This is a genomic window from Streptoverticillium reticulum, assembly GCF_047456005.1.
Lineage (GTDB): Bacteria > Actinomycetota > Actinomycetes > Streptomycetales > Streptomycetaceae > Streptomyces > Streptomyces reticulum.
Genome location: NZ_CP179755.1, coordinates 3,195,908 through 3,216,401 on the forward strand (window position 1 = coordinate 3,195,908; position 20,494 = coordinate 3,216,401).

General features: G+C 71.8%; 21 protein-coding genes. 5 read left to right on the forward strand and 16 right to left on the reverse strand.

Features of this window, described 5'->3' with window-relative positions; genetic code table 11:
* The first annotated feature begins 111 nt into the window (after positions 1-111).
* Complete coding sequence (locus ACMATS_RS14260; protein ID WP_414168091.1) at positions 112-732, forward strand: Uma2 family endonuclease; 621 nt, start codon at positions 112-114, stop codon at positions 730-732.
* Between the two features lie 3 nt (positions 733-735).
* Here ACMATS_RS14260 and ACMATS_RS14265 read toward each other — a convergent pair whose 3' ends face one another.
* Positions 736-1,710, reverse strand: a complete 975-nt coding sequence (locus ACMATS_RS14265) for a LysR substrate-binding domain-containing protein (RefSeq protein WP_414168092.1) — start codon at positions 1,708-1,710, stop codon at positions 736-738.
* A 142-nt stretch (positions 1,711-1,852) separates the two neighbouring features.
* Between ACMATS_RS14265 and ACMATS_RS14270 the strand changes: the two genes are divergently transcribed.
* Both ACMATS_RS14270 and ACMATS_RS14275 read left to right on the forward strand, forming a co-directional pair.
* Positions 1,853-2,404: a peroxiredoxin gene (locus ACMATS_RS14270; RefSeq protein ID WP_336415432.1), complete on the forward strand. Its 552-nt coding sequence runs from the start codon at positions 1,853-1,855 to the stop codon at positions 2,402-2,404.
* 5 nt (positions 2,405-2,409) lie between these two features.
* On the forward strand, positions 2,410-2,943 hold the full coding sequence (locus ACMATS_RS14275) for an alkyl hydroperoxide reductase (RefSeq protein WP_336415431.1): 534 nt from the start codon (positions 2,410-2,412) through the stop codon (positions 2,941-2,943).
* A gap of 215 nt (positions 2,944-3,158) precedes the next feature.
* Here the strand turns inward: ACMATS_RS14275 and ACMATS_RS14280 are convergent, their stop codons facing one another.
* The 4 genes from ACMATS_RS14280 to ACMATS_RS14295 all read right to left on the reverse strand — a co-directional run bounded on the left by ACMATS_RS14280 (position 3,159) and on the right by ACMATS_RS14295 (position 8,312).
* Entirely contained in the window at positions 3,159-4,520 is a 1,362-nt protein-coding gene (locus ACMATS_RS14280; RefSeq protein WP_414168093.1) for an AI-2E family transporter, read from the reverse strand.
* Between the two features lie 157 nt (positions 4,521-4,677).
* Positions 4,678-5,394, reverse strand: a complete 717-nt coding sequence (locus ACMATS_RS14285) for a transglycosylase SLT domain-containing protein (RefSeq protein WP_390776290.1) — start codon at positions 5,392-5,394, stop codon at positions 4,678-4,680.
* Between the two features lie 428 nt (positions 5,395-5,822).
* Positions 5,823-7,145, reverse strand: coding sequence for a PhoH family protein (locus ACMATS_RS14290; protein ID WP_390776289.1), 1,323 nt, complete (start codon positions 7,143-7,145; stop codon positions 5,823-5,825).
* A 405-nt stretch (positions 7,146-7,550) separates the two neighbouring features.
* Positions 7,551-8,312 (reverse strand): isoprenyl transferase, encoded by a 762-nt coding sequence (locus tag ACMATS_RS14295; protein WP_390776288.1) that lies wholly within the window; start codon positions 8,310-8,312, stop codon positions 7,551-7,553.
* Positions 8,313-8,422: 110 nt separating this feature from the next.
* Here ACMATS_RS14295 and mgrA point away from each other — a divergent pair, with 110 nt between their 5' ends.
* Positions 8,423-9,460 (forward strand): L-glyceraldehyde 3-phosphate reductase, encoded by a 1,038-nt coding sequence (gene mgrA / locus ACMATS_RS14300; RefSeq protein ID WP_414168094.1) that lies wholly within the window; start codon positions 8,423-8,425, stop codon positions 9,458-9,460.
* Positions 9,461-9,979: 519 nt separating this feature from the next.
* Here mgrA and ACMATS_RS14305 read toward each other — a convergent pair.
* A complete protein-coding gene (locus ACMATS_RS14305) occupies positions 9,980-10,705 on the reverse strand; it encodes a prepilin peptidase (protein ID WP_390776286.1) in 726 nt (241 codons plus the stop codon).
* A gap of 67 nt (positions 10,706-10,772) precedes the next feature.
* Here ACMATS_RS14305 and ACMATS_RS14310 point away from each other — a divergent pair, with 67 nt between their 5' ends.
* Positions 10,773-11,129 carry a DUF192 domain-containing protein gene (locus ACMATS_RS14310; RefSeq protein WP_390776285.1) on the forward strand — a complete coding sequence of 119 codons (357 nt, stop codon included), beginning with the start codon at positions 10,773-10,775 and terminating at the stop codon, positions 11,127-11,129.
* Positions 11,130-11,326: 197 nt separating this feature from the next.
* Here the strand turns inward: ACMATS_RS14310 and ACMATS_RS14315 are convergent, their stop codons facing one another.
* From ACMATS_RS14315 to ACMATS_RS14360, 10 genes are all read right to left on the reverse strand, one after another.
* The gene (locus ACMATS_RS14315; RefSeq protein ID WP_390776284.1) at positions 11,327-12,475 is read right to left on the reverse strand and encodes a hypothetical protein; all 1,149 of its coding nucleotides are present in this window, start codon (positions 12,473-12,475) and stop codon (positions 11,327-11,329) included.
* A gap of 125 nt (positions 12,476-12,600) precedes the next feature.
* The gene (locus ACMATS_RS14320; RefSeq protein ID WP_414168095.1) at positions 12,601-13,218 is read right to left on the reverse strand and encodes an OmpA family protein; all 618 of its coding nucleotides are present in this window, start codon (positions 13,216-13,218) and stop codon (positions 12,601-12,603) included.
* Between the two features lie 7 nt (positions 13,219-13,225).
* On the reverse strand, positions 13,226-13,804 hold the full coding sequence (locus ACMATS_RS14325) for a hypothetical protein (protein ID WP_391152430.1): 579 nt from the start codon (positions 13,802-13,804) through the stop codon (positions 13,226-13,228).
* Between the two features lie 26 nt (positions 13,805-13,830).
* A complete protein-coding gene (locus tag ACMATS_RS14330; RefSeq protein ID WP_391152429.1) occupies positions 13,831-14,358 on the reverse strand; it encodes a hypothetical protein in 528 nt (175 codons plus the stop codon).
* A 53-nt stretch (positions 14,359-14,411) separates the two neighbouring features.
* Positions 14,412-14,576, reverse strand: coding sequence for a Flp family type IVb pilin (locus ACMATS_RS14335; RefSeq protein WP_336416269.1), 165 nt, complete (start codon positions 14,574-14,576; stop codon positions 14,412-14,414).
* Positions 14,577-15,028: 452 nt separating this feature from the next.
* On the reverse strand, positions 15,029-15,937 hold the full coding sequence (locus ACMATS_RS14340; protein ID WP_390776281.1) for a DUF5936 domain-containing protein: 909 nt from the start codon (positions 15,935-15,937) through the stop codon (positions 15,029-15,031).
* A 23-nt stretch (positions 15,938-15,960) separates the two neighbouring features.
* Positions 15,961-16,905 (reverse strand): type II secretion system F family protein, encoded by a 945-nt coding sequence (locus ACMATS_RS14345; protein ID WP_391152424.1) that lies wholly within the window; start codon positions 16,903-16,905, stop codon positions 15,961-15,963.
* 6 nt (positions 16,906-16,911) lie between these two features.
* A complete protein-coding gene (locus ACMATS_RS14350) occupies positions 16,912-18,264 on the reverse strand; it encodes a CpaF family protein (protein WP_414168096.1) in 1,353 nt (450 codons plus the stop codon).
* On the reverse strand, positions 18,261-18,869 hold the full coding sequence (locus tag ACMATS_RS14355; protein WP_414168097.1) for a TadE/TadG family type IV pilus assembly protein: 609 nt from the start codon (positions 18,867-18,869) through the stop codon (positions 18,261-18,263). Before ACMATS_RS14355 ends, ACMATS_RS14350 begins: the two co-directional genes overlap by 4 nt.
* Positions 18,850-20,487, reverse strand: coding sequence for an AAA family ATPase (locus tag ACMATS_RS14360; protein WP_414168098.1), 1,638 nt, complete (start codon positions 20,485-20,487; stop codon positions 18,850-18,852). The genes ACMATS_RS14355 and ACMATS_RS14360 overlap by 20 nt, the downstream gene beginning before the upstream one ends.
* Positions 20,488-20,494: the final 7 nt, after the last annotated feature.

Consider the following 20,494-nt stretch of genomic DNA (forward strand, 5'->3'; position numbering starts at 1 on the left):
GGGGGCGGAGCCGGGCCGAACCCTCGTATGGGTGAACGTGTGCGCGCGGGGCGGGGGCGGGCTGTCCGGCCTACGATGATGTTCTCGACACCGGACGCCAGGAGGCACTCCATGTCCGCCGCAGCAGTAGAGCGCAACTACTACCACTTCGAGGAAGAGCGTTCGCTCCTCGAAGCCGCCGAGGAGATCTCCGAGAAGCTCCCCGGCTACCGTGTCGAGATCCTCGGGGGAGAGATCACCGTGGCCCCACCTGCAGACGCAGCCCACGCGAAGGCACTGACCAAAGTCATGGCGCCTCTCATTGCTGCTGGGCTGGACGGCGAAGAGTCCAATGTGCTCCAGGCCATCGGCCTCTGGCTCCCCACGGGCGAAGAGGACTTCGCAATCCCCGACATCTCCGTTGTCGACGCGGACGTCGAAGACCACCTGATCAAGTACAACAGCTACGACCCGGCCGTCTTCCGCATGGTTCTCGAGGTCACCTCTTCCAACTACAGAACGGACCTGCGGACCAAGGTCGCGCTGTACGCCGAAGCGGGCATCCCCGTATACGTCATCGTGGACCGCCACCACCAGCGCGTACATGTCCTGACCGACCCGCGCAACGGCGCATACGAACACGCCGTCCACGCACCGGGGACCACCTTCACCCTCCCCGCCTCCATCGGGGCCGAGGTCGAACTTTCCGTGGACAAACTCCTCCAGCTCAAGCCCGCCAACCCCGACAGCTGACGCTCAGCCGTTCAGGACCCGCACCGGCAACTTTCCCATCGCCTCCCGCAACGCATCCGCGAACTCCTCGAACTCCGCCTGCCGCGCAGCCCCCGACCGCATCGCCAGCGCAATCCGCCGCGACGGTGCCGGATCGGCGAAGCAGCCCGTGGCGAGCTGGTCGTTGCGTCCCGTCTCCACGCGGAGCGCCGTCCGCGGCAGCAGCGTCGTCCCGAGGCCCCCGCCCACCAGCTGCACCAGTGTCGACAGCCCGGCCGCGCTGGTCGTGGCCAGCGCGCCCTCCGTCCGGCCCGCCTCCCGGCACACGTCGAGCGCCTGGTCGCGCAGGCAGTGCCCCTCGTCCAGGAGCAGCAGGTCCAGCTCCCGCAGGGCGCTGCGCGGAATGTCCTCGCGCCCGGCCAGCCAGTGGTCGTTCGGCATGACGAGCACGAAGTCCTCGTCGAAGAGGGGGAGTTCGGTGACGCCCGGCGCCCCCAGCGGGACCGCGAGCAGCAGCAGGTCCAGCCGGCCCTGTGTCAGGCCGTCCAGCAGTGACGCCGTCTGCTCCTCGTGGACCTGGAGGTCGAGGTCCGGGTAGCGGTCGTGCACCAGCCGCAGCACCGTCGGCAGCAGGTACGGCGCCACCGTCGGGATCACCCCGAGCCGCAGCACGCCCGTGAAGGGCGCCCGCGCCGCGTCCGCCTCCTCCAGGAAGGAGCCCACCGCGTCGAGGACCGTGCGCGCCCGCGCCGCCAGCCGCTCACCCGCGGGACTGAGCAGCACCTTCCTCGTCGTACGCTCGAGAAGCTGAATCCCCAGGGATTCCTCCAGCGCCGAGACCGCCCCCGAGAGCGCCGGCTGGCTCATGCCGATCGCCGTCGCCGCATCGCGGAAGTGCAGGTGCTCGGCAACCGCGACGAACGCCCGCAGCTGCGCAAGGCTCGGCTGCCGGGGGCGCGCCGGAGCGACCTTCGCCTGCCCGGCACCTATGTCCACCACCACTGATAACCACCTCCGATCAACACGACCCAGTCTAGCTATTTCCGCTATCAATGCCTCCTGTGGCACTGTGGGAGCCGTCCAACCCGCAACCCGCAGGAAACTTCTCCACCAGGGGTTTCCTCCGCTGCAAGGAGAGCCCGTGCTCACTGTCGGTGACAAGTTCCCCGAGTTCGACCTGACCGCCTGTGTCTCGCTCGAGAGCGGCAAGGAGTTCGAGCAGATCGACCACAAGTCCCACGAGGGCAAGTGGAAGGTCGTCTTCTTCTGGCCGAAGGACTTCACCTTCGTCTGCCCGACCGAGATCGCCGCGTTCGGCCAGCTGAACGACGAGTTCGCCGACCGTGACGCCCAGATCCTCGGTGTCTCCGGCGACTCCGAGTTCGTCCACCACGCCTGGCGCAAGGACCACAAGGACCTGCGCGACCTGCCCTTCCCGATGCTGGCCGACGCCAAGCACGAGCTGATGCAGGCCTGCGGCGTCGAGGGTGAGGACGGCTACGCCCAGCGCGCGGTCTTCGTCGTGGACCCCAACAACGAGATCCAGTTCGTCATGGTGACCGCCGGTTCCGTCGGCCGTAACCCCAAGGAGGTCCTGCGGGTCCTCGACGCGCTGCAGACGGACGAGCTGTGCCCCTGCAACTGGAGCAAGGGCGAGGAGACCCTCGACGCCGCCGCCCTGCTCGCGGGCTGACCGCCATGGCGCTCGACGAGCTGAAGTCCGCCGTTCCGGACTACGCCAAGGACCTGAAGCTGAACCTCGGCTCGGTCATCGGCAACTCCGACCTTCCGCAGCAGCAGCTGTGGGGCACCGTCCTCGCCTGCGCGATCGCGACCCGTTCGCCGATCGTGCTGCGCGAGCTGGAGCCGCAGGCCAAGGAGAACCTGTCGCCGGAGGCGTACACCGCCGCCAAGGCCGCTGCCGCGATCATGGCGATGAACAACGTCTACTACCGCACCCGGCACCTGCTGTCGGACCCGGAGTACGGCAACCTGCGCGCCGGTCTGCGGATGAACGTCATCGGCAACCCGGGCGTGGAGAAGGTCGACTTCGAGCTGTGGTCGCTGGCCGTCTCCGCGATCAACGGCTGCGGCATGTGCCTCGACTCCCACGAGCAGGTGCTGCGCAAGGCCGGGGTCTCTCGCGAGACGATCCAGGAGGCGTTCAAGATCGCCTCTGTCCTGCAGGCCGTTGGTGCCACGCTGGACGCCGAAGCCGTTCTCACTGCGTGAGGCTTTGACGCAAAAAGGCCCCGCCGATTCGTCGGCGGGGCCTTTTTGCGTTGCGAATGCGCCCCGCGAGGGGCGCGGGGAACTGCGCGATCAGCCACGACGCGCCCGCAGACGAAGTACCCGGGGCTTCGCCCCGGACCCGAGGCAGTGCGTCGGCTGCAGGCCGTCGGTGGCTGGTCGCGCAGTTCCCCGCGCCCCTTACGGGGCGCTGCGCGTCAGCGCGGACCCGGGACTCGTCCCGCCCCCGGCTCCGGCGCCGCCGGCTCCGCCGACGCCTTCGCGTATTCGCGCAGGTAGCCCACCACCGAGTTGATCACCGCCACCAGCGGGACCGCCACGACCGCGCCGCCGATGCCGGCGATCATCGAGCCGCAGGCGACGGAGAGGATCACCGCCAGCGGGTGGACGCGCACCGCGCGGCCGAGGATGAACGGCTGCAGCACGTGGCTCTCGATCTGCATCACCGCGAGGACGACCGCCAGCACCATCGCCGCCGTGAAGACGTCCTTGGTCACCAGCGCCACGATCACCGCCAGCGCACCGGAGGCCAGCGCGCCGACGAGCGGGATGAAGGCGAACAGGAAGATGAAGACGGCCAGCGGCACCGCCATCGGCACGTCGAGGAAGAACAGCCCCATGCCGATGAAGATCGCGTCGATCAGGGCCACTATCACCGTGCCCCGCACGTACGCGGTCAGCGTGGCCCACGCCCGCGGGCCGGCGCCCGCGACGCCCTCGCGGGCGGCGCTCGGCACCAGCTTCAGCAGCCACTCCCAGATGCGCCGGCCGTCGTAGAGCAGGAACAGCGTGCTGAACATGGCCAGCAGGATGCCGGTCAGCACCTCGATGACGACCTGGACGCCCTCTATGCCCGCCGAGGTGATGTCCTTGGTGTTGGTGCCGATCGCCTGGCTGAGGTTGTCGGCGATGTTGTTGATCTGCGTCTGGGTGACGTGGAACGGGCTGTTCAGCAGCCAGCGCTTGAGTTCCTTGATGCCGTGCTGGACCTGTGTGGTCAGGTCGTCCAGGTGGTCCGTCACCTGCCACACCACGAACCAACCGACCAGGCCCATCACGATGAAGCCGGAGATGAAGGTCATCGCCGTGGCGAGGCCGCGCGGCACGCCGTGCGCCTTGAGCCAGGCGACGGTGGGCTGCAGCAGCGCCGTGATCAGCAGGCCCACGACGAAGGCCAGCACCACCAGCTGGACCGCGCTGATCACCTGCATCAGCACCCACAGCGTGCCCGCCAGGAGCAGCAGCCGCCAGCTGGCCTCGGCGGCGACGCGTACGCCCCACGGCACCGCGGCCACCGGGTCCGGCCGCGACGGCACGGCCGGCGCATAACTGGGCGGCGGGGGCACGTGGTCGGCGGCCTGCTCGGCGGCCGGTCCGGCGGTCGGTCCGGCGGCCGGCTCCGGCGTCGCGACGGCCGGTTCGGGGGCCGCGGCAGGGTCCGCGGCCGGGGCAGGTGCGGGCGACGGCTCGGCAACGGCGGCCTTGCGCTCGTCGAGTTTCTCGGCGAGCCGCGTCAGGCCCGCTCCCAAGCCGCCGACCCACTGTGGCAATCTGGACATTTCTCTTCCTCTACCCCACTCCCCCGTGGCCATCCGCCCCGACGTTACCCGGGCCACCGCTCCGCGGCCGAAACGATCCGTCGTTGAAGACACCACAGGCCCCCGACCTGGTTGAGGTCGAGGGCCTGGAAAGTGGAGATATAAGGCGGGCCGTGGCCTAGTACCAGCCGTTGGCCTGGTGGAACGTCCACGCGGAGCAGGGGCTGCCGTAGCGCTCGTTCATGTAGCTGAGGCCCCACTTGATCTGGGTGGCCGGGTTGGTGCGCCAGTCGTCGCCGGCGGACGACATCTTGGAGCCGGGCAGCGCCTGGACCAGACCGTAGGCGCCGGAGGAGGAGTTGACGGCCGTGTAGTTCCAGGTGCTCTCTTCGTTCACGATGTTGCTGAAGCACTGGAACTGGTCACCGGGGACCATCTGCCGGGCGATCGCCTGGACGTCGGAGACGGAGTACGAGCCCTTGACCGCGAAGTCCGAGGCGTCACGCGCCGCGGAGCGGCTGGCGACCTGGTCCTTCTCGCGCTCCTTGGCGGCCTTCTCCTCGGCCTCCTTCTTCGCCGCGTCGTCGGCCGCCTGCTTCTTCGCGGTGGCGTCCTCGGCGGCCTGCTTGCGCGCGGCCTCCTCGACGTCCTTCTTCGCTGCGGTGTCGGCGGCGTCGGCCTGGGTGTCGGCCTGCTGCGTCAGGGAAGCGGTCTGCGCCTGGACGTTCTGTCCGACGGGGATTTCCGCGAGGAGCGTCGTGTCGGCTGCGGTGGCCTCGACCCGGTCGGTCGTCGCGCCCTGATCGTTGCCCGCTGCGACGCCCACGACGGCGCCAACGGTGGTGACCGCGGTGGCGGATGCCACGGCGAATCCCCGGACCGAAATCCGGCTCACACGGTTTCCTTCCAGCAGCACCCGCATCGGTGACCTCGCGGGCGCAATCGTGCCCCTGGCGCTGGCCTCCGTCAGGCGCGGCCCCCAAGAAGCAGGAGCCGGCTGGTCACTGGAGGCACGGACCCGGTGGGCCCTCCCGCGAAGGAGGTCCGCATGATGCTCGGGCGGCATACGGCGACGCTGTTCAGTTTGTGTTACACACCGCCCCCTGAGGGGCTCAAGTGCCGTATGCGGGGCCTGACAGGACTGAGACTCTGCCCGAACGACACGCCCGTAGGCAATTCACGGGTACGTGGGAAAGCTCACACCCTGTTTACTCCTGGGGTTTTGCGGAAAGTTCGGCACCCGGCAACAGCGCGCGGCTAAGCTTCTCGGCTTTGCCGCGCACTGTGCACAGCGGAGGTTGAGCCCTTCTCAGGCGAACCGGCCTAGATGCGGCCGTCCTCCAGCATTTCGGTCACCAGTGCCGCAATCGGCGAACGCTCCGAACGCGTCAGCGTCACATGGGAGAAGAGGGGGTGGCCCTTCAGCCGCTCCACTACGGCGACCACGCCGTCGTAGCGCCCGACGCGGAGGTTGTCGCGCTGCGCCACGTCATGGGTCAGCACCACACGGGAGTTGGCCCCGATCCTCGACAAAACGGTCAGAAGAACGTTCCGTTCGAGCGATTGCGCCTCGTCCACGATGACAAACGCATCGTGCAGCGAACGTCCGCGGATGTGGGTGAGCGGCAGCACCTCCAGCATGCCGCGCCCGACCACCTCCTCGATCACCTCGGCGGTGGTCACCGCCGACAGGGTGTCGAAGACCGCCTGGGCCCACGGGCTCATCTTCTCCGCCTCGCTGCCCGGCAGATAACCCAGCTCCTGGCCGCCCACCGCGTACAGCGGCCGGAAGACCATCACCTTGCGGTGCTGCCGCCGCTCCAGGACGGCCTCCAGCCCGGCGCACAGCGCCAGCGCCGACTTGCCCGTGCCGGCCCGGCCGCCCATCGAGACGATGCCGATCTCCTGGTCCAGCAGCAGGTCCAGCGCGATGCGCTGTTCGGCGCTGCGGCCGTGGATCCCGAAGGCCTCCCGGTCACCGCGCACCAGCCGCACCGAACCGTCCGCCGTGACCCGGCCCAGCGCCTTGCCCCGCTCGGACTGCAGCACCAGACCGGTGTGCACGGGCAGTTCGGCGGCCTCGGGAACGTACACCCGCTCCTCGGCGAAGAGTTCGTCGACCTGCCCGGCCGTGACGGCCAGCTCCGCCATGCCCGTCCAGCCCGAGTCCGTGACGGCCCACTCCGCCCGGTACTCCTCGGCCAGCAGCCCCACCGCGGACGCCTTGATGCGCAGCGGGAGGTCCTTCGAGACGACGGTGACGTCGTAGCCCTCGGCCTGGAGGTTCCGGGCGACCGCGAGGATGCGCGAGTCGTTGTCGCCGAGGCGGAATCCGGCCGGCAGTATGCCCGTGTCCGAGTGGTTGAGCTCGACCCGCAGCGTCCCGCCCAGCTCGCCGATCGGGATCGGCGCGTCGAGCCGGCCGAACTGCACGCGGTACTCGTCGAGCAGGCGCAGCGCCTTGCGGGCGAAGTAGCCCAGCTCGGGGTGATGCCTCTTGGCCTCCAACTCCGTGACCACCACGACGGGAAGCACGACCTCGTGCTCCTCGAAGCGGCACATGGCTCCTGGGTCGGCCAGCAGGACGCTGGTGTCGAGGACATAGGTGCGCCGGTCGTTCTCACGGCGCTTCTTGCTGGTCACCACGGGTGGACGAACCCCCTCGGAAGAGGTCGGGGCGCGACGGTGTCGCGGGGAGCGGTCCGGGAGCCTGCCGTGCGGGGAGCCGGACGCCGGCCCTCCGCGCCGACCGTGCGGCGGCCCCATGGGCCCGCGGGATCCACTCGGCTTCGCCGGATCCGCATCCTGCTGCGCACGGTCGTCGTCTGGTGCAAAAAGGCCTCCCGGGCGGGCGGCCCCATGCCGCCCGCTGGCAGAGCGACGGCTCTATGACCGGCCGTCGGCCTGGAGGGGATATTCCCGCTGTGCCGGGAGACCATGCAACGGCATATGCGACTCACAGGTGAACGGTTGGTCCGTCAGGGGCCGTAGCCCACTGGTCACCTGTGCCTACGTGCGGGTCGTTTGTGGTTACTTGCGCTTTCGGGGCGCTCAGAACCCGTAACGCCGGTGTCGCGCCGCATAGTCGCGAAGTGCGCGCAGGAAGTCGACCTTTCGGAAGGCAGGCCAGAAGACTTCGCAGAAGTAGTACTCGGAGTGCGCGCTCTGCCAGAGCATGAAACCGGACAGACGCTGTTCGCCGCTGGTGCGGATGATGAGGTCCGGGTCGGGCTGGCCGCGCGTGTAGAGGTGCTTGGTGATGTGCTCGACGTCGACCGTCTCGGCCAGCTCCTCGAAAGAGCTGCCCTTCTCCGCGGCTTCCAGGATCAGCGAGCGCACCGCGTCGGCGATCTCCTGCCGGCCGCCGTAGCCGACGGCCACGTTGACCACTATTCCGTCGACGCCGATCGTGTCCTGCTGGGCCTCTTTCAGGACGGACTGGGTCCGGGCCGGCAGCAGATCGAGGGTGCCCACGTGGTGCACGCGCCAGCGGCCGTCGGCCGCCAGGCCGCGCACCGTGTTCTCGATGATCGTGAGCAGCGGGTTGAGCTCCTCCGCGGGCCGGTCCAGGTTGTCCGTGGACAGCATCCAGAGGGTGACGACCTCGACGTCCGTCTCGGCGCACCAGCCGAGCAGCTCGGAGATCTTGTCGGCGCCGGCCTGGTGGCCCTGCATCGTCGTGCGGCCGTCGGCGCGCGCCCAGCGACGGTTGCCGTCGAGGATGACGCCGATGTGCTTGGGCACCTGGGCGTGGTCGAGGCGGCCCTCCACCCGGCGTGCGTAAAGCCTGTACACCAGGTCGCGCAACTTCACGTCTTCCAGCCCCTCCATGCTCGGCGGTCGCCCCGAAGGCGCCACCCTACTGCCAGCGTGTCGCGTGCACCCAACTCGGCCCGTCACAGGACCGTGATAGGCAGATGGCCATGACCGATCCCTTGCTGTACCGAGCTGCCGAGACGCGCTACGACGCCATGGAGTACCGGCGTACGGGCCGCAGCGGCCTCAAACTGCCGACCGTCTCTCTGGGACTGTGGCACAACTTCGGCGACGACCGCACCCTCGACTCGCAGCGGGCCATTCTCCGCCGGGCCTTCGACCTCGGGGTCACCCATTTCGATCTGGCCAACAACTACGGCCCGCCGCCCGGTTCCGCCGAACTGAACTTCGGCAAGCTGTTCGCCCAGGACTTCCGGCCCTACCGCGACGAGCTGGTCCTCTCCACCAAGGCCGGGTATCTGATGCACCCCGGCCCGTACGGCGAGTGGGGCTCGCGGAAGTACCTGCTGTCGTCACTCGACGCATCCCTGCGCCGGATGGGTGTCGACTACGTCGACATCTTCTATTCGCACCGATTCGACCCGCAGACGCCGCTGGAGGAGACGATGGGCGCCCTGGCGTCCGCCGTGCACCAGGGCAAGGCGCTGTACGCGGGCGTCTCGTCCTACAACGCGGAGCAGACGCGCGAAGCGGCCCGGCTGCTGCGCGAGATGGGCGTACCGGCCCTCATCCACCAGCCGTCCTACTCCATGATCAACCGCTGGACGGAGGAGGACGCCCTGCTGGACGCCCTGGAGGAGGAGGGCATGGGGTGCATCGCCTTCGCCCCGCTCGCCCAGGGCCTGCTCACGGACAAGTACCTGCACGGCGTCCCGGAGGGCTCGCGCGCCTCCCGGGGCACCTCGCTGGACGCGGGGCTGCTCACCGAGGACGTCGTACGGCGGCTGCGCGGCCTGAACGACATCGCGCAGCGGCGCGGCCAGTCCCTCGCCCAGCTCGCCCTCGGCTGGGTGCTGCGGGACGAGCGCATGACCTCCGCGCTGATGGGCGCGTCCAGCGTGGCCCAGCTGGAGGCCAATGTCGCCGCGGTCGGTGCGCCGGAGCTGACCAAGGAGGAGCTGGCGGAGATCGAGGCGCTGGCCGTCAGCACGGAAGGCATCAATATCTGGGCGCGCCGCGGGTGAAGCCGCGGAGGAATACGGATCGTTTTCCGGATCCGCCGATTCCGGAAAGAGCTCCGTAACGGGCGATCGTCGCCCAAGGTCGCGCTCTTCCCTACAGAGAGTGACACGAGGGAAAGAAAACGGGCCGGTCCGTGGGGGGGATACGGACCGGCCCGAGGGGGGGTTTCCACCATAACCTTTCCCGGGCCTCTGTTTGTGCACCGATGAGGGTGACGGCGTGTGGCGAGCTGACCCGAAGCCACTTAGTTGATCTTGAACAGGCCTGTCGACAAAGCGGCTTCGGAACGCATAAGGCCAGCCAGCGCAGGGCATACACCGTATAACAGGTCAAGCGGTCTGATCCGGAGAACCGTCGCCGAAACTTTCCGGAATGTCTTCGAAAGTTTTCGGCGGATTGACGCGTCGCCGCCATTCGCGAGACTCCGCGCAACGCGTCGCCCCGGGACGGACACGCAGAGTGATCCCCTCTGGGCAATTTCCGATCACCGGATGCCCCGCACCTGATCGCCCCGCTCCGCCTCACACCGCTCCCGAACCTCCCGCGATCACCCCCGCCCAGGCGCCCGCGAGCAGGAACGGCCCGAACGGGATCGCCGCACCGCGGCCCGCCCGGCGCGTCACGAGCAGCGCCGAGCCGTAGAGCGAGCCCGACAGCAGCCCGGCGAGGGCACCGAGGACGACGGCCGGCCAGCCGTACCAGCCCAGGGCACAGCCGAGGGCCGCCGCCAGCTTCACGTCCCCGAAGCCCAGACCCGCGGGGTGCAGCAGGAAGAGCGCGCCGTACCCGCCGCCCAGCACCGCCCCGCCGAGCAGCGCACCGCGCCACGACCCGGCCGCCCCCGGTATCAGGGCGACGAGGCCCAGCCCCGCGGCCAGGCCCGCGGCCAGCGGCAGCGTCAGCACGTCCGGCAGCCGGTGCACCGACCGGTCGACCCCCGCGAGCAGCACCCCCACCGGCGCCGCCGCCAGCCACACCGCCAGCTCCGGCCGCGCACCCGTGCCCACGGCCAGCCCCGCGCACACCAGCGCCGTGACCACCGCCGGGACGGCCACCGGCACCCCGTACCCCTCGGCGCACACCCCGCACCGCGCCCGCCCGGCCCACCCGCCGACCGGATGCCCGCACGGCCCCCACGACCGCCATTCCGCACCGGGATCCACGCTCAGCCGGTACCGCGCGCGCGGCAGCAGCGCACCGGCCACCGCCCCGTACAGCACCGCGAGAACGATCAACACCGCCTCCATGCAACGAGATTACGGCGTGTGAGCAATCTTCGCCCGGGCCTGTGGATAACGTGGATAACCTGGGCGCATGACTGCCGAGCCCCAACTCGACGTGACAGAAGGGGCGTCCGGGATCCCGCTGGAGATCGCGGCGTCCTGGCGGGCCCGGACGCGCGGGCTGCTGGGCCGGACCGGGATCGACGGCGCACTGCTGCTCACCCCGGCCGGGAGCGTCCACACCTTCGGCATGCGCTTCGCCCTCGATGTCGCCTACCTGGACCGGGAGTTCACCGTGCTCGACGTGCGCCGGATGCCCCCGGGGCGGCTCGGCGCACCGCGGCTCCGGGCGCGCCACGTGCTGGAGGCCGAGGCGGGGGCGATGGCCCGGTGGGGGGTGCGGCCGGGGGTGCGTTTACGGATTCGCGCCCACCACGGCGCCCCGTAAGGGGCGCGGGGAACTGCGCGAGCAACCACGACGCTCCCGCAGTCGAGGTTCCCCCAGCTACCTCCCCCAGCTACCGCTGGGGGTACCCCCAGGAGGTGCCCCCAGGGGCTTCGCCCCGGACCCCTGGGGCAGTGCGTCGGCTGCAGGCCGTCGGTGGCTTGTCGCGCAGTTCCCCGCGCCCCTTACGGGGCGCAGCCCTAGCCCCGGCGCCGGGCCAGCAGGGTCCAGAGCCCCAGGCCCAGGAGCAGGGCCGTCCCCGTGCCGATCCCCGCGTAACCCACCATCCTCAGTGACTCGTTGCGCGGCCGGGCCCGTGCCGCCAGCGCCGTTCCGCCGACCCCGCCGTGCCCCTGCCCGGCGGAGCCCGACGGCCTGGGCGCGCCGGACACGTCCACCCGCAGCGTCACCGGGACGGCCTCCCCCTGCCCCGCCCTCGGGTTGACGCTGACCTGGAGGAACTGCCAGCCCGGCAGGGTGGTCGGGGCCGCGGCCAGGGAGAGCTCCGTCGGCGTGCCCTTGTAGCCCCCGGTCCTGTTCAGCACATGGCCGCGGACACCGTTGTTCAGCCCGAGGCGCACCCCGCTGACCGCGTAGGCGGTCCTGCCGCCCACGCCCCCGAACTCCGCGTCCGCGAAGAGCTGTTCGCCCTCGTCGACCGACACCCGGTAGAAGCGGGTCTCGCCGGGGCGGAGCGCATCCGTCCACACACCGTCGCGCACCTCGGCGGCGTCGTTGAACCCCGTGCCGCCCGTCACCTTCCGCGCCTCGCCCTCCGGCATCGGGTGCGCCGGCCCCGACGGCCGACCGCCCTGCGCCGTGGGCCCGTCCACCGGTTCCGCGGTCATGTACGCCAGCTCGACCGGCACCGGCGCCGGGTCGCCGCCCGCGGCGTCCCCGCGCTCCAGCACGAACCGGTACGTGCCCGCCGCCCGGCACGGCCCGCCCGCCTTCACCACGCGCTCCGCCGTGTCAGCGAGCGGATAGGGGCCGCCCTCCGACAGGAACGTGCGGTGCCGCGGCGTGCCGCACGGGGTGCCGTCCGCGGTCTGCAGCGAGACCGCGATGCCGTCGCGCAGGCCGAGCGCCGCGCCGGGGCGTGGCGCGGCCACCGCCGAGACGTAGGCGCTGGACTCCTTGTCCAGCGTCACCGCGTAGTACTTCTTCTCGCCGGGGGCGATGCTGTCCGTGTACGTGCCGGTGCCCGGCTTGAGTTGGGGGGCGTCGTCCGCCGTGGCCGCTCCGCGGACCGTCTGGGCGTCCGGTGCCATCGTGTATGCGGGGAGCTGGCCGCCTGGCGGTGCCGCCAGTGCGCCCATGACGGCCAGCCCGGCCAACCCGCCCCTCATCTTGCGCCTCCCTCGCACCGGACGGGTCCTATCCTGCCGGTTCCCCTACCGGGGTGGGGGCGGATTCGAGCGTTGTTCTACGGCTGCGGAGCGTCTATGGCTGGTCGCGCGGTTCCCAGCGCCCCTTACGGGGCCGGAGTGCCCCTCGGAAAACTGATCTCCACCCTGCGGTTCTTTCTGCGGCCCTCCTCCGTCGCGTTGTCCGCTATCGGGTAGTCCTCCCCGTAGCCGCGGATCTGGTAGCTCACCGCCGACGAGCCCAGCTGGTCGGCGAGTTGGCGCTGGACCGACAGGGCCCGTTCCTTGGAGAGGTCCACCCCGTGTTCGGGGGAGCCCAGGTTGTCCGTGAAACCGAAGATGCGGATGGTGGTGGCGTGCTGGCGGCGCGCCTCGTCGGCGATGGACTTGATGCGGGCGTCCGCCGCGCCTCCCAGGCCCGAGCTGTCCTTGCCGAAGAGGACCTCGGCCTGGACGGCGAAGGTCACGTCCGCGTTGGTGTCCTCGCGGCGCTCGGTGCCGCCGTTCGTCTCCACCACGGACTTGATGTCCAGGACGCGCCCGGGCGCCAGCTTCGCCCCCGGGCGGAGCTTGAGGCCGCGCGCGCCCGGGTCGGTCTTCACGGGAGGGGTGGTGTCGGCGGGGCTGCCGGGGCCGGTGTCGGCGTGTGCGGAGGAGACGGCCGCCGTACCGAGGAGGAGCGCGGCAACGACGGTGCCGCAGCGGACCCGCAGTGGTGTCGGCACGGTGCGCTCACCCCGAGAGCTTGATGTGGACGGACGGCATGGCCGGCAGCTGGAAGTCGACCTCCGTGACGGAGTCGGGGGGCGCGGGGAACTGCGCGAAGACCGGGCGGCTCTCGCCGGGGCGGATGTTGACCAGGCCCGTGGTGCACAGGCACTCGCCGTCGGTGTCCCGCAGCACGAGGTAGCGCTTGCGGCCCGCCTCGTCGATGAGCGAGGCGCCCGAGACCGACGACTGGGACTTCATCGCCGTCTCCTTGGACCGCCAGGTCAGCGGGGTGTACGGCTTCGAACCCCGGTTGATCACCGCCCCGTTGACGGTGACGAAGCCGCCCTTGTCCCGGGTCGCGGACGTGAGCGACACCACCACCCCGTCGGGGCCCTTGATCTCGCCGATCGACTCCGACGGCGCGTCCGACGCGGACCTGTTCCCGCTCGCGGGCCCCGACACCGGCCGGGCGGAGGACGCCGCGGCCGGGGACGCGTCCCCCTTTCCGCCGTCGCTCCCGCAGCCGGTCAGCGCCGCCAGGGATATCAGCAAGGCCGCCGACAGCGTCGCCCGCGCCCTGCATCTGCGGAACCTCTGCATGAATACGTTCCTTTGCTGGTCGTCGGTCACTTCGCGAGGTGGACGGTGAAGAGGTCCGCGGCCTTCACGACGGTGCCGGGGCGCTGCTGCCGGGGGTCGACGTCGAGCACCCTTCCGTCACAGGTCAGTTGCCCGGCCGCGGGGCCCGCCGCGCAGCGCGGTGCCACGACGGCCGTCGCCGTGGCCTTCGCGTGGAAGTGCTCGGTGCCCGGCACCACCGACCGGCCCACGGACGCGGCCGACACGACGGCGACCGTGAACGAGCCCGGCCGGTCGCCCTCCTCGCAGGCGACGGCCCGGCGGGCGCCGTTCGCGGCGGCGTACGAGGCTGCCGCCGCGCAGGCACGGGCGCCGTCGGCGCCGCGCCCGGCCAGCCAGTCCTGCCCGTCCGCGCCCGCGGCGAGCGCCGTCAGCAGGCCCGTGCGCAGCTGGTCGCGGTAGTCCTGCGCGGCCGCCAGCGCCGCCGCGTCGGCCGCCGTGCGGGCCCCGTTCCTGGCGGCGCCGGCCTGGCCCACGGCGAAGAAGGCCAGGGCCAGGAAGAGGAGGGCGGCCACCGCCGTGATGTAGAGGGGGAAGGCCTGCCCCGCATCGCCGCCCGGACCGCCGCCTAACCGGTGATCTTGGAGATCTGGTTGGTGATGGCTGTGGCGATCATGGTGCCGAAGTCGGTGGTCGTCAGCACCAGGATGATCGCGACGACCACGGCGATGATGCCCAGGTACTCGACCGAGGTCTGCCCCCGGTCGTCCCGGACCGCCCCGACCGTACGCATGCGCGTGCGCGTGCGCGCTAAGTGCTGCTTCCGCATCGTGCTCCCCTTCATCGGCGGTTTCCCCGGCGGTTCCGTTCACGGTGCCGTTCACGGCACGAGAAACGTACGCCGGAACGCCCGTCCCGGAACAGAGCACGCACCACCGTTCCCCCGTAAGGAACCGTGCGGACAAGGGGAGTTGGCGATCACGGTGCCGCATCCGCCTCACCCCGCTTCCGTCGGCGGGGAGCCCTCGCCCCGGCCGCCCCGCGCCGACTGTCCCACATCCGGTTGCAGGAGCGAAGGGTCTTCACACAACTCCGACGGTGCCGCCCGGGCGCGTTCGGAGCACGGGGCGGCGTGATGGGGCGAGGTGTGCTGCGAGGCGTGCGCGGATGCGCTGCCCTGAGGAGGCGGCTGCATGACGGGGGTCTCCCTTCTCGTCGTCCGCTCTCACCATCGGCGGGCCGGGCTCATCTGCCTCCCGTGACCGCGCCGAAATCCATGCCCGAGCCCAGGAAGAACCCTGCAATCAGCAGGATCATCGTGCCCGGGACCATGAACGTCGTGATGACCATGGTGGCCTTCGGCACCGCCCGCGCCGCCCGCCGCCGGGCCTGCTGGGCGTCGGTGCGGCGCATGTCGGCCGCGATGCCGATCAGCGTGTCGACGATGGGGGTGCCCAGCTCCTCGCCCTGCTGCAACGCCGTGACGAAGCGCGCCACTTGCTCGGAGTCGTTGCGCTTGCGCAGACCGTCGAAGGCCTGACGGCGGCTGACCCCCATGTCCATCTGGCGCAGGGTGATGCGCAGTTCGTCGGCCCACGGCCCCTCGTAGCGCTCCGCCACCCGGTCCAGCGCCTGCCGGAAGCCCAGGCCCGCGCCGACGACCACGGCGAGGACGTCCAGGAAGTCCGGCAGGGTGCGCTCGATCGCGTCCCTGCGCTCGCGGACGGCCGCCCAGATGCCGACCTCGATCCAGAACAGCCCGAACACCACCAGCAGCACCGCCAGCAACAGCTGCCCCTTGAGGGCCATCACCAGCGCGCCGCCGAAGCCCAGCATCCCGTACACCGCCCGCCGGGCCGCGTACCGGTCGACGGTGAGACCGCCCGGATTGCCCGCGCGGTCGATGCGCGTACGGACCCGCGCCACCCGCCTCTCGCCCATCATCCGCAGCACCAGCGGCGCATACCGCATGCCGAGGCGGTCCACCGCGGAGCCCATCGCCGTGGTGCGCGTCGCGCCGACCTCCAGCGCCAGCGCCAGGTCCGGCGGCAGCTTCGTCTCGCTGCGGCAGAGCGCGATGCCGTAGCAGACGCCCACCACGCCGGCCCCGGCCAGCAGCGCCAGCAGAAGTCCCGTCCCTGTTCCCGTCCCCATGCCCGTCCTCCCCTCCCCCGCCCTCAGACGTCGATCTTCGACATGCGGCGGATGAGGAAGAACCCGAGGCCGTACAGCCCGAACGCGGCGATCACAGCCGTCTGTCCGAGCCAGGACCCCGTCATCCGGCCGAGCGAGCCCGGCACGATGCGGTCCATCAGCAGCAGCGTGCCGACGCCCATCAGCGGGACGACGTACGCCGTCACCGTCACCTGCGACAACTGCGTACGCACCTCCCGCCGCGTCTCCTTGCGCTCCTCCAGCGTCACGGTGAGGTTGCGCAGCGAGCTGACGACCGTGCCGCCCGCGCGATTCGACAGCACCAACGTCGTCACGAGGACGACCAGTTCGCGGGACGGCAGCCGCTCGGCCAGTTCGCCCAGCGACTCCTCCACGGAGTGCCCGACCGAGAGCCGGTCCGCCACCTGCGCGAGCTCCTCGCCCGCGGGGGCCTCCATCTCCTCCGCCGCCATGCCCAGGGCCGTGCGCAGGGCCAGCCCGGCCTGCGTCGCATTGGCCAGGATCCGGGCGAGCTCGGGCAGCTGGCCGATGAACCTCTCGGTGCGCTTGCGCCGCTGCCAGCCCAGGAACGAGAAGGCCGCCCAGACACCGATCACCCCCGCCGGCGGGCCGAAGAACGGCGCGAGCGCCGCGGCCGCGACCAGCCACAGCCCGGCCGCGACGCCCACCGCGTACAGGGTGAACTCCCCCGCCGTGACGCGGAGTCCCGTCGCGGCGATGCGCAGCTCCAGCCGTCTCCCGTACCGGGTGGTGCGCAAGTACCGGTCGAGACCGGCGAGCCGGCGGGCCCGCCCGGTGCCGGACGACGCGCCGGCCGGGGTGTCGGAGAGCCGGTCCACGAGCGAGCGGTGCTGCGCCCGCCCGGCCGCGTACCCCCGGACGCCCGCGACGCCCAGGGCACCGGCCACGAGGGTGGTGCCGACGGTCAGCAGTGCCAGATTGTCCATGTGCGGCTACCTCTGCCTGGCCTCTCGGATCGTGAGCCCGCCGGGGAGCGCGGCGACGCCGAAGGCCGGCGGCACGGCCTCGTTCGCCAGCCGGAGCCGTTCCGCGGCGCGTTCGGGGAGCGGGAGGTGGGTGAAGCGGCCACGGACGACACGGTCCGGGCCGAGGGGTTCGGCGTCGAAACGGCAGACGGTGACGAGGCGGTGGCCGGAGCCGCCCCCGTTCCTGTCGCCGTCCAGGAGGGCGACCTCCGTGATGCGGCGGGTGCCGTCCGCGGTGCGGGTGAGCTGGACGATGCAGTCGACGGCGCTGTCGATCTGGTCGCGCAGCGCCTCGTAGGGGATGCGCACCTCGGACATGGACGCGAGGGTGCGCAGCCGCAGCAGCGCGTCCTCCGCGCTGTTGGCGTGCACGGTGGCCAGCGAGCCGTCGTGACCGGTGGACATGGCCTGGAGCATGTCGAGCGTCTCCCCGCCGCGCACCTCGCCGACGATGATCCGGTCGGGGCGCATGCGCAGGGAGTTGCGGACGAGGTCCCGGATGGTGATGCGGCCCTTGCCCTCGACGTTCGGCGGGCGCGACTCCAGGCGGATGACGTGCGGCTGCTGCAACTGCAGCTCGGCCGCGTCCTCGACGGTGATGATCCGCTCGCCCTCCGGGATCAGCCCCGACAGCGCGTTGAGCAGCGTCGTCTTGCCGGAGCCCGTCGGCCCGGAGACGACGAGGTTGAATGTGGCCCGGACGAGCGCGGACAGCAGGAGCAGCGTCTGCTCGTCGAGGGTCCCCAGGGCCGTCAGCTCCTGCAGGGTGTACGCGCGGGGGAAGCGGCGGATGGTGAGGGTGGGGCCGTTGAGCGCCAGCGGGGGAATGATCACGTTGACGCGCTCGCCGCTCGGCAGCCGGGCGTCGACCATCGGATGCGACTCGTCCACACGGCGGTTGACGGTCGAGACGATCCGCTCGATGGTCTGCATCAACTGCTCGGTGGAGGCGAACCGGACGGGGACGGCCTCGACGCGGCCGGCCCGCTCGACGAAGACCTGGTCCGGCCCGTTGACCATGATCTCGGTGACCGAGGGGTCCTCCAGCAGCGGCTCCAGGACGCCCAGCCCGAGGGCCTCGTCGACGACGCGGCGGATGAGCCGGTCCCGCTCCGCGGTGGAGAGGACCGGGCCCTCGCGGCTGATGATGTGCCCGAGGACGCGCTCCAGGCGGCTGCGGCGCTCGCCCGCGGCGAGCGAGGACATCTCGGCAAGGTCGATCTCCTCCAGCAGCCTGGCCCGGTAGACGGGCACCAGGTGCCCGGACTCGCGCCCGGCGTCCGGGACTTCGGGGGTGCCGATACGGGCCCGTAAGCTCATGGTCCGCCCTCCCCGGGGCAGGGCATGGTGGCGTGCCGGGTGACGTGAAAGCCGGTGCCGGGGAGGATCGCGGGGACCGTGACGGTGACGGTGGCGGTGACGTCCTGCCCCGGGCACCGTCCCGCGCTGACCGCGGCCCGGTCGCCGACCCACCCCGTCATCGCGCTGCGCGCGGCGGCCTCCGGCCAGGTGCGGGGCTCGTCGAGGGTGGCGGTACGGGCGGCGGCGCGGGCGCCGGTCGCCGCCTGCTGGGCGGCGAAGGCGGCCAGGCCCAGGGTGAGCGCGGCCAGCGCCACGGCGAGGAGGAGCGGGAGGAACCCGAGGAACTCGACGGAAACGGACCCGCGGTCGCGGGGGGTGTTGTTGCCCCTGACCCGCCCCTTCCCGTTTCTTGGGGGGCAAGCCCCCCAAACCCCCCGTTTCGGGGGCTCCGCCCCCGGACCCCCGCTCCGGGGGCTTCGCCCCCCGACCCCCCACCTCGGTTGCGGGCAATCGCTCCGCAGGGCTGGGGGCACCCCCAGCGGTAGCTGGGGGAGGGTGGGCACAACCCGGACCACCGGCCTGCACCACCCCGCGGTCACCACGTCAGTCCTCCCGTACCGCACCGGCGGTGCTCCGCACCTGCCACGGCCAGTCGACCAGCCCCGGCACCAGCACCGGCACCTTCAGCGCGACGTCCGCGACAACCTCCCCGTCAGGGCTCGCCCCGCACTGCGGGGTCGCCGTCCACCCGCCCGGCAGATCCGCCCGAGCCTCCGCGACGCAGTCGCGCCCCACCGCCCCCGCCCGCGCCCCCCGGTCCGCCGCATGCCCCGCAAGGGAGTACGCGTAGCCGACCAGCACGCACTGCCACACCACCGCCAGCGCCACCAGGATCAGCGGCAGCAGGCCCGCGAACTCCACGGCGAGCTGGCCCCGGTCGCCGCCCCCGCGCCGTCGGAAGCGGTTCAGCGGCGGGGTCGCCGGCACCGGCAGCAACTGATCCGGCCCCGTACCGCCGCCGCTCCCCAGGGCACGCCGCGCAGGCCGTCGCGCATGCGACACCGGTGCCGCCAGGCCCAGTTCCCCCGCCAGCGCCCACAACGCCTGCCGCACCCCGGACCGCGGGTCGAGGTCCTGCATCCGGCCGGAGTCCACAACGCCCCGCAGCTCGCGGAAGGCGGCGGGGACGGTCGTCCGCGCCGTGGCCGTGCCCGTCGTGCGGGCCACCAGCGGCGGCTGGATCTCCGCGTGCCGCGCATAGCGGTTGACCACCGTCGTCGTCTCCTCCGCCTTCCGGATCTGCAACCGCTCCCACAGCCGCACCATCCGCTTGGCGGCCCGCACGGACACCACGTCCGGCGTGGTGACCAGCAGCGCCAGGTCCGCCGTCTCGATCACCGCGGCGCCCGCCGCGGTGATCTGCGTGCCGCAGTCCACGACGACGACCTCGTACCGGCTGCGCAGCGCCGCCGCGATCTGCCGTGCCGCGTGGTCGCCGACCTCCTCGCCGCGCTCCCCCTCCGCGGGGGCGAGCAGCAGACCCAGCCCGGTGGGGTGCGGGAAGACCGCGTCCTGCAGCACCTGCGGCGAGATGTCGGCGATACCCGCCAAGTCGGCGACCGAGCGGCGGAATTGGACGTCCAGGTACGAGGCGACGTCGCCGGACTGCAGGTCCAGGTCGGCCAGGGCCACGCTGCGCCCGGCGGCGCACGCGGCGAGGGCGAGCTGGACGGCGGTCACGGTCGTCCCGACGCCGCCCTTGGACCCGACGACGGCGACGAGCCGCCCGCCCGCGGCGCCGCCGCCGGTGTATGCGGGCGGGCTGCCGCCCAGGTGCTGCCGCACCCCGGTCGCCCAGTGCGCGGCGGCCTGCACCCGCGCCCCCAGTTCGTCGTACGTCGGCGGCAGCGCGGCCAGGCCCCGCGCCCCGCAGTCCATGGCGGCCGCGTAGAGCGCCGGTCCGGCGTCGGCCGCGACCAGGACGACGCCCGTGGCGGGGAAGCGGAGGGCGATCTCCCGGACGAGTTCGAGGGCGGGCACGGGCCCGATGCGCTCGTGGACGAGGACGACCTCGGGCAGTTCCCGCACCGAGGCCGCCGCCAGCGCGGCGAGCGTGTCCAGCAGGCGCGTCGAGTCGGCGGCGGTGTGCAGCGGTTCCACGCCGGGCAGCTGTCCGAGCAGTCCGCAGACGGACCGCGCGGTCTCCGGGTCTCCGATGGCCGGGAGGATTCGGATCGTCACCGTGGCC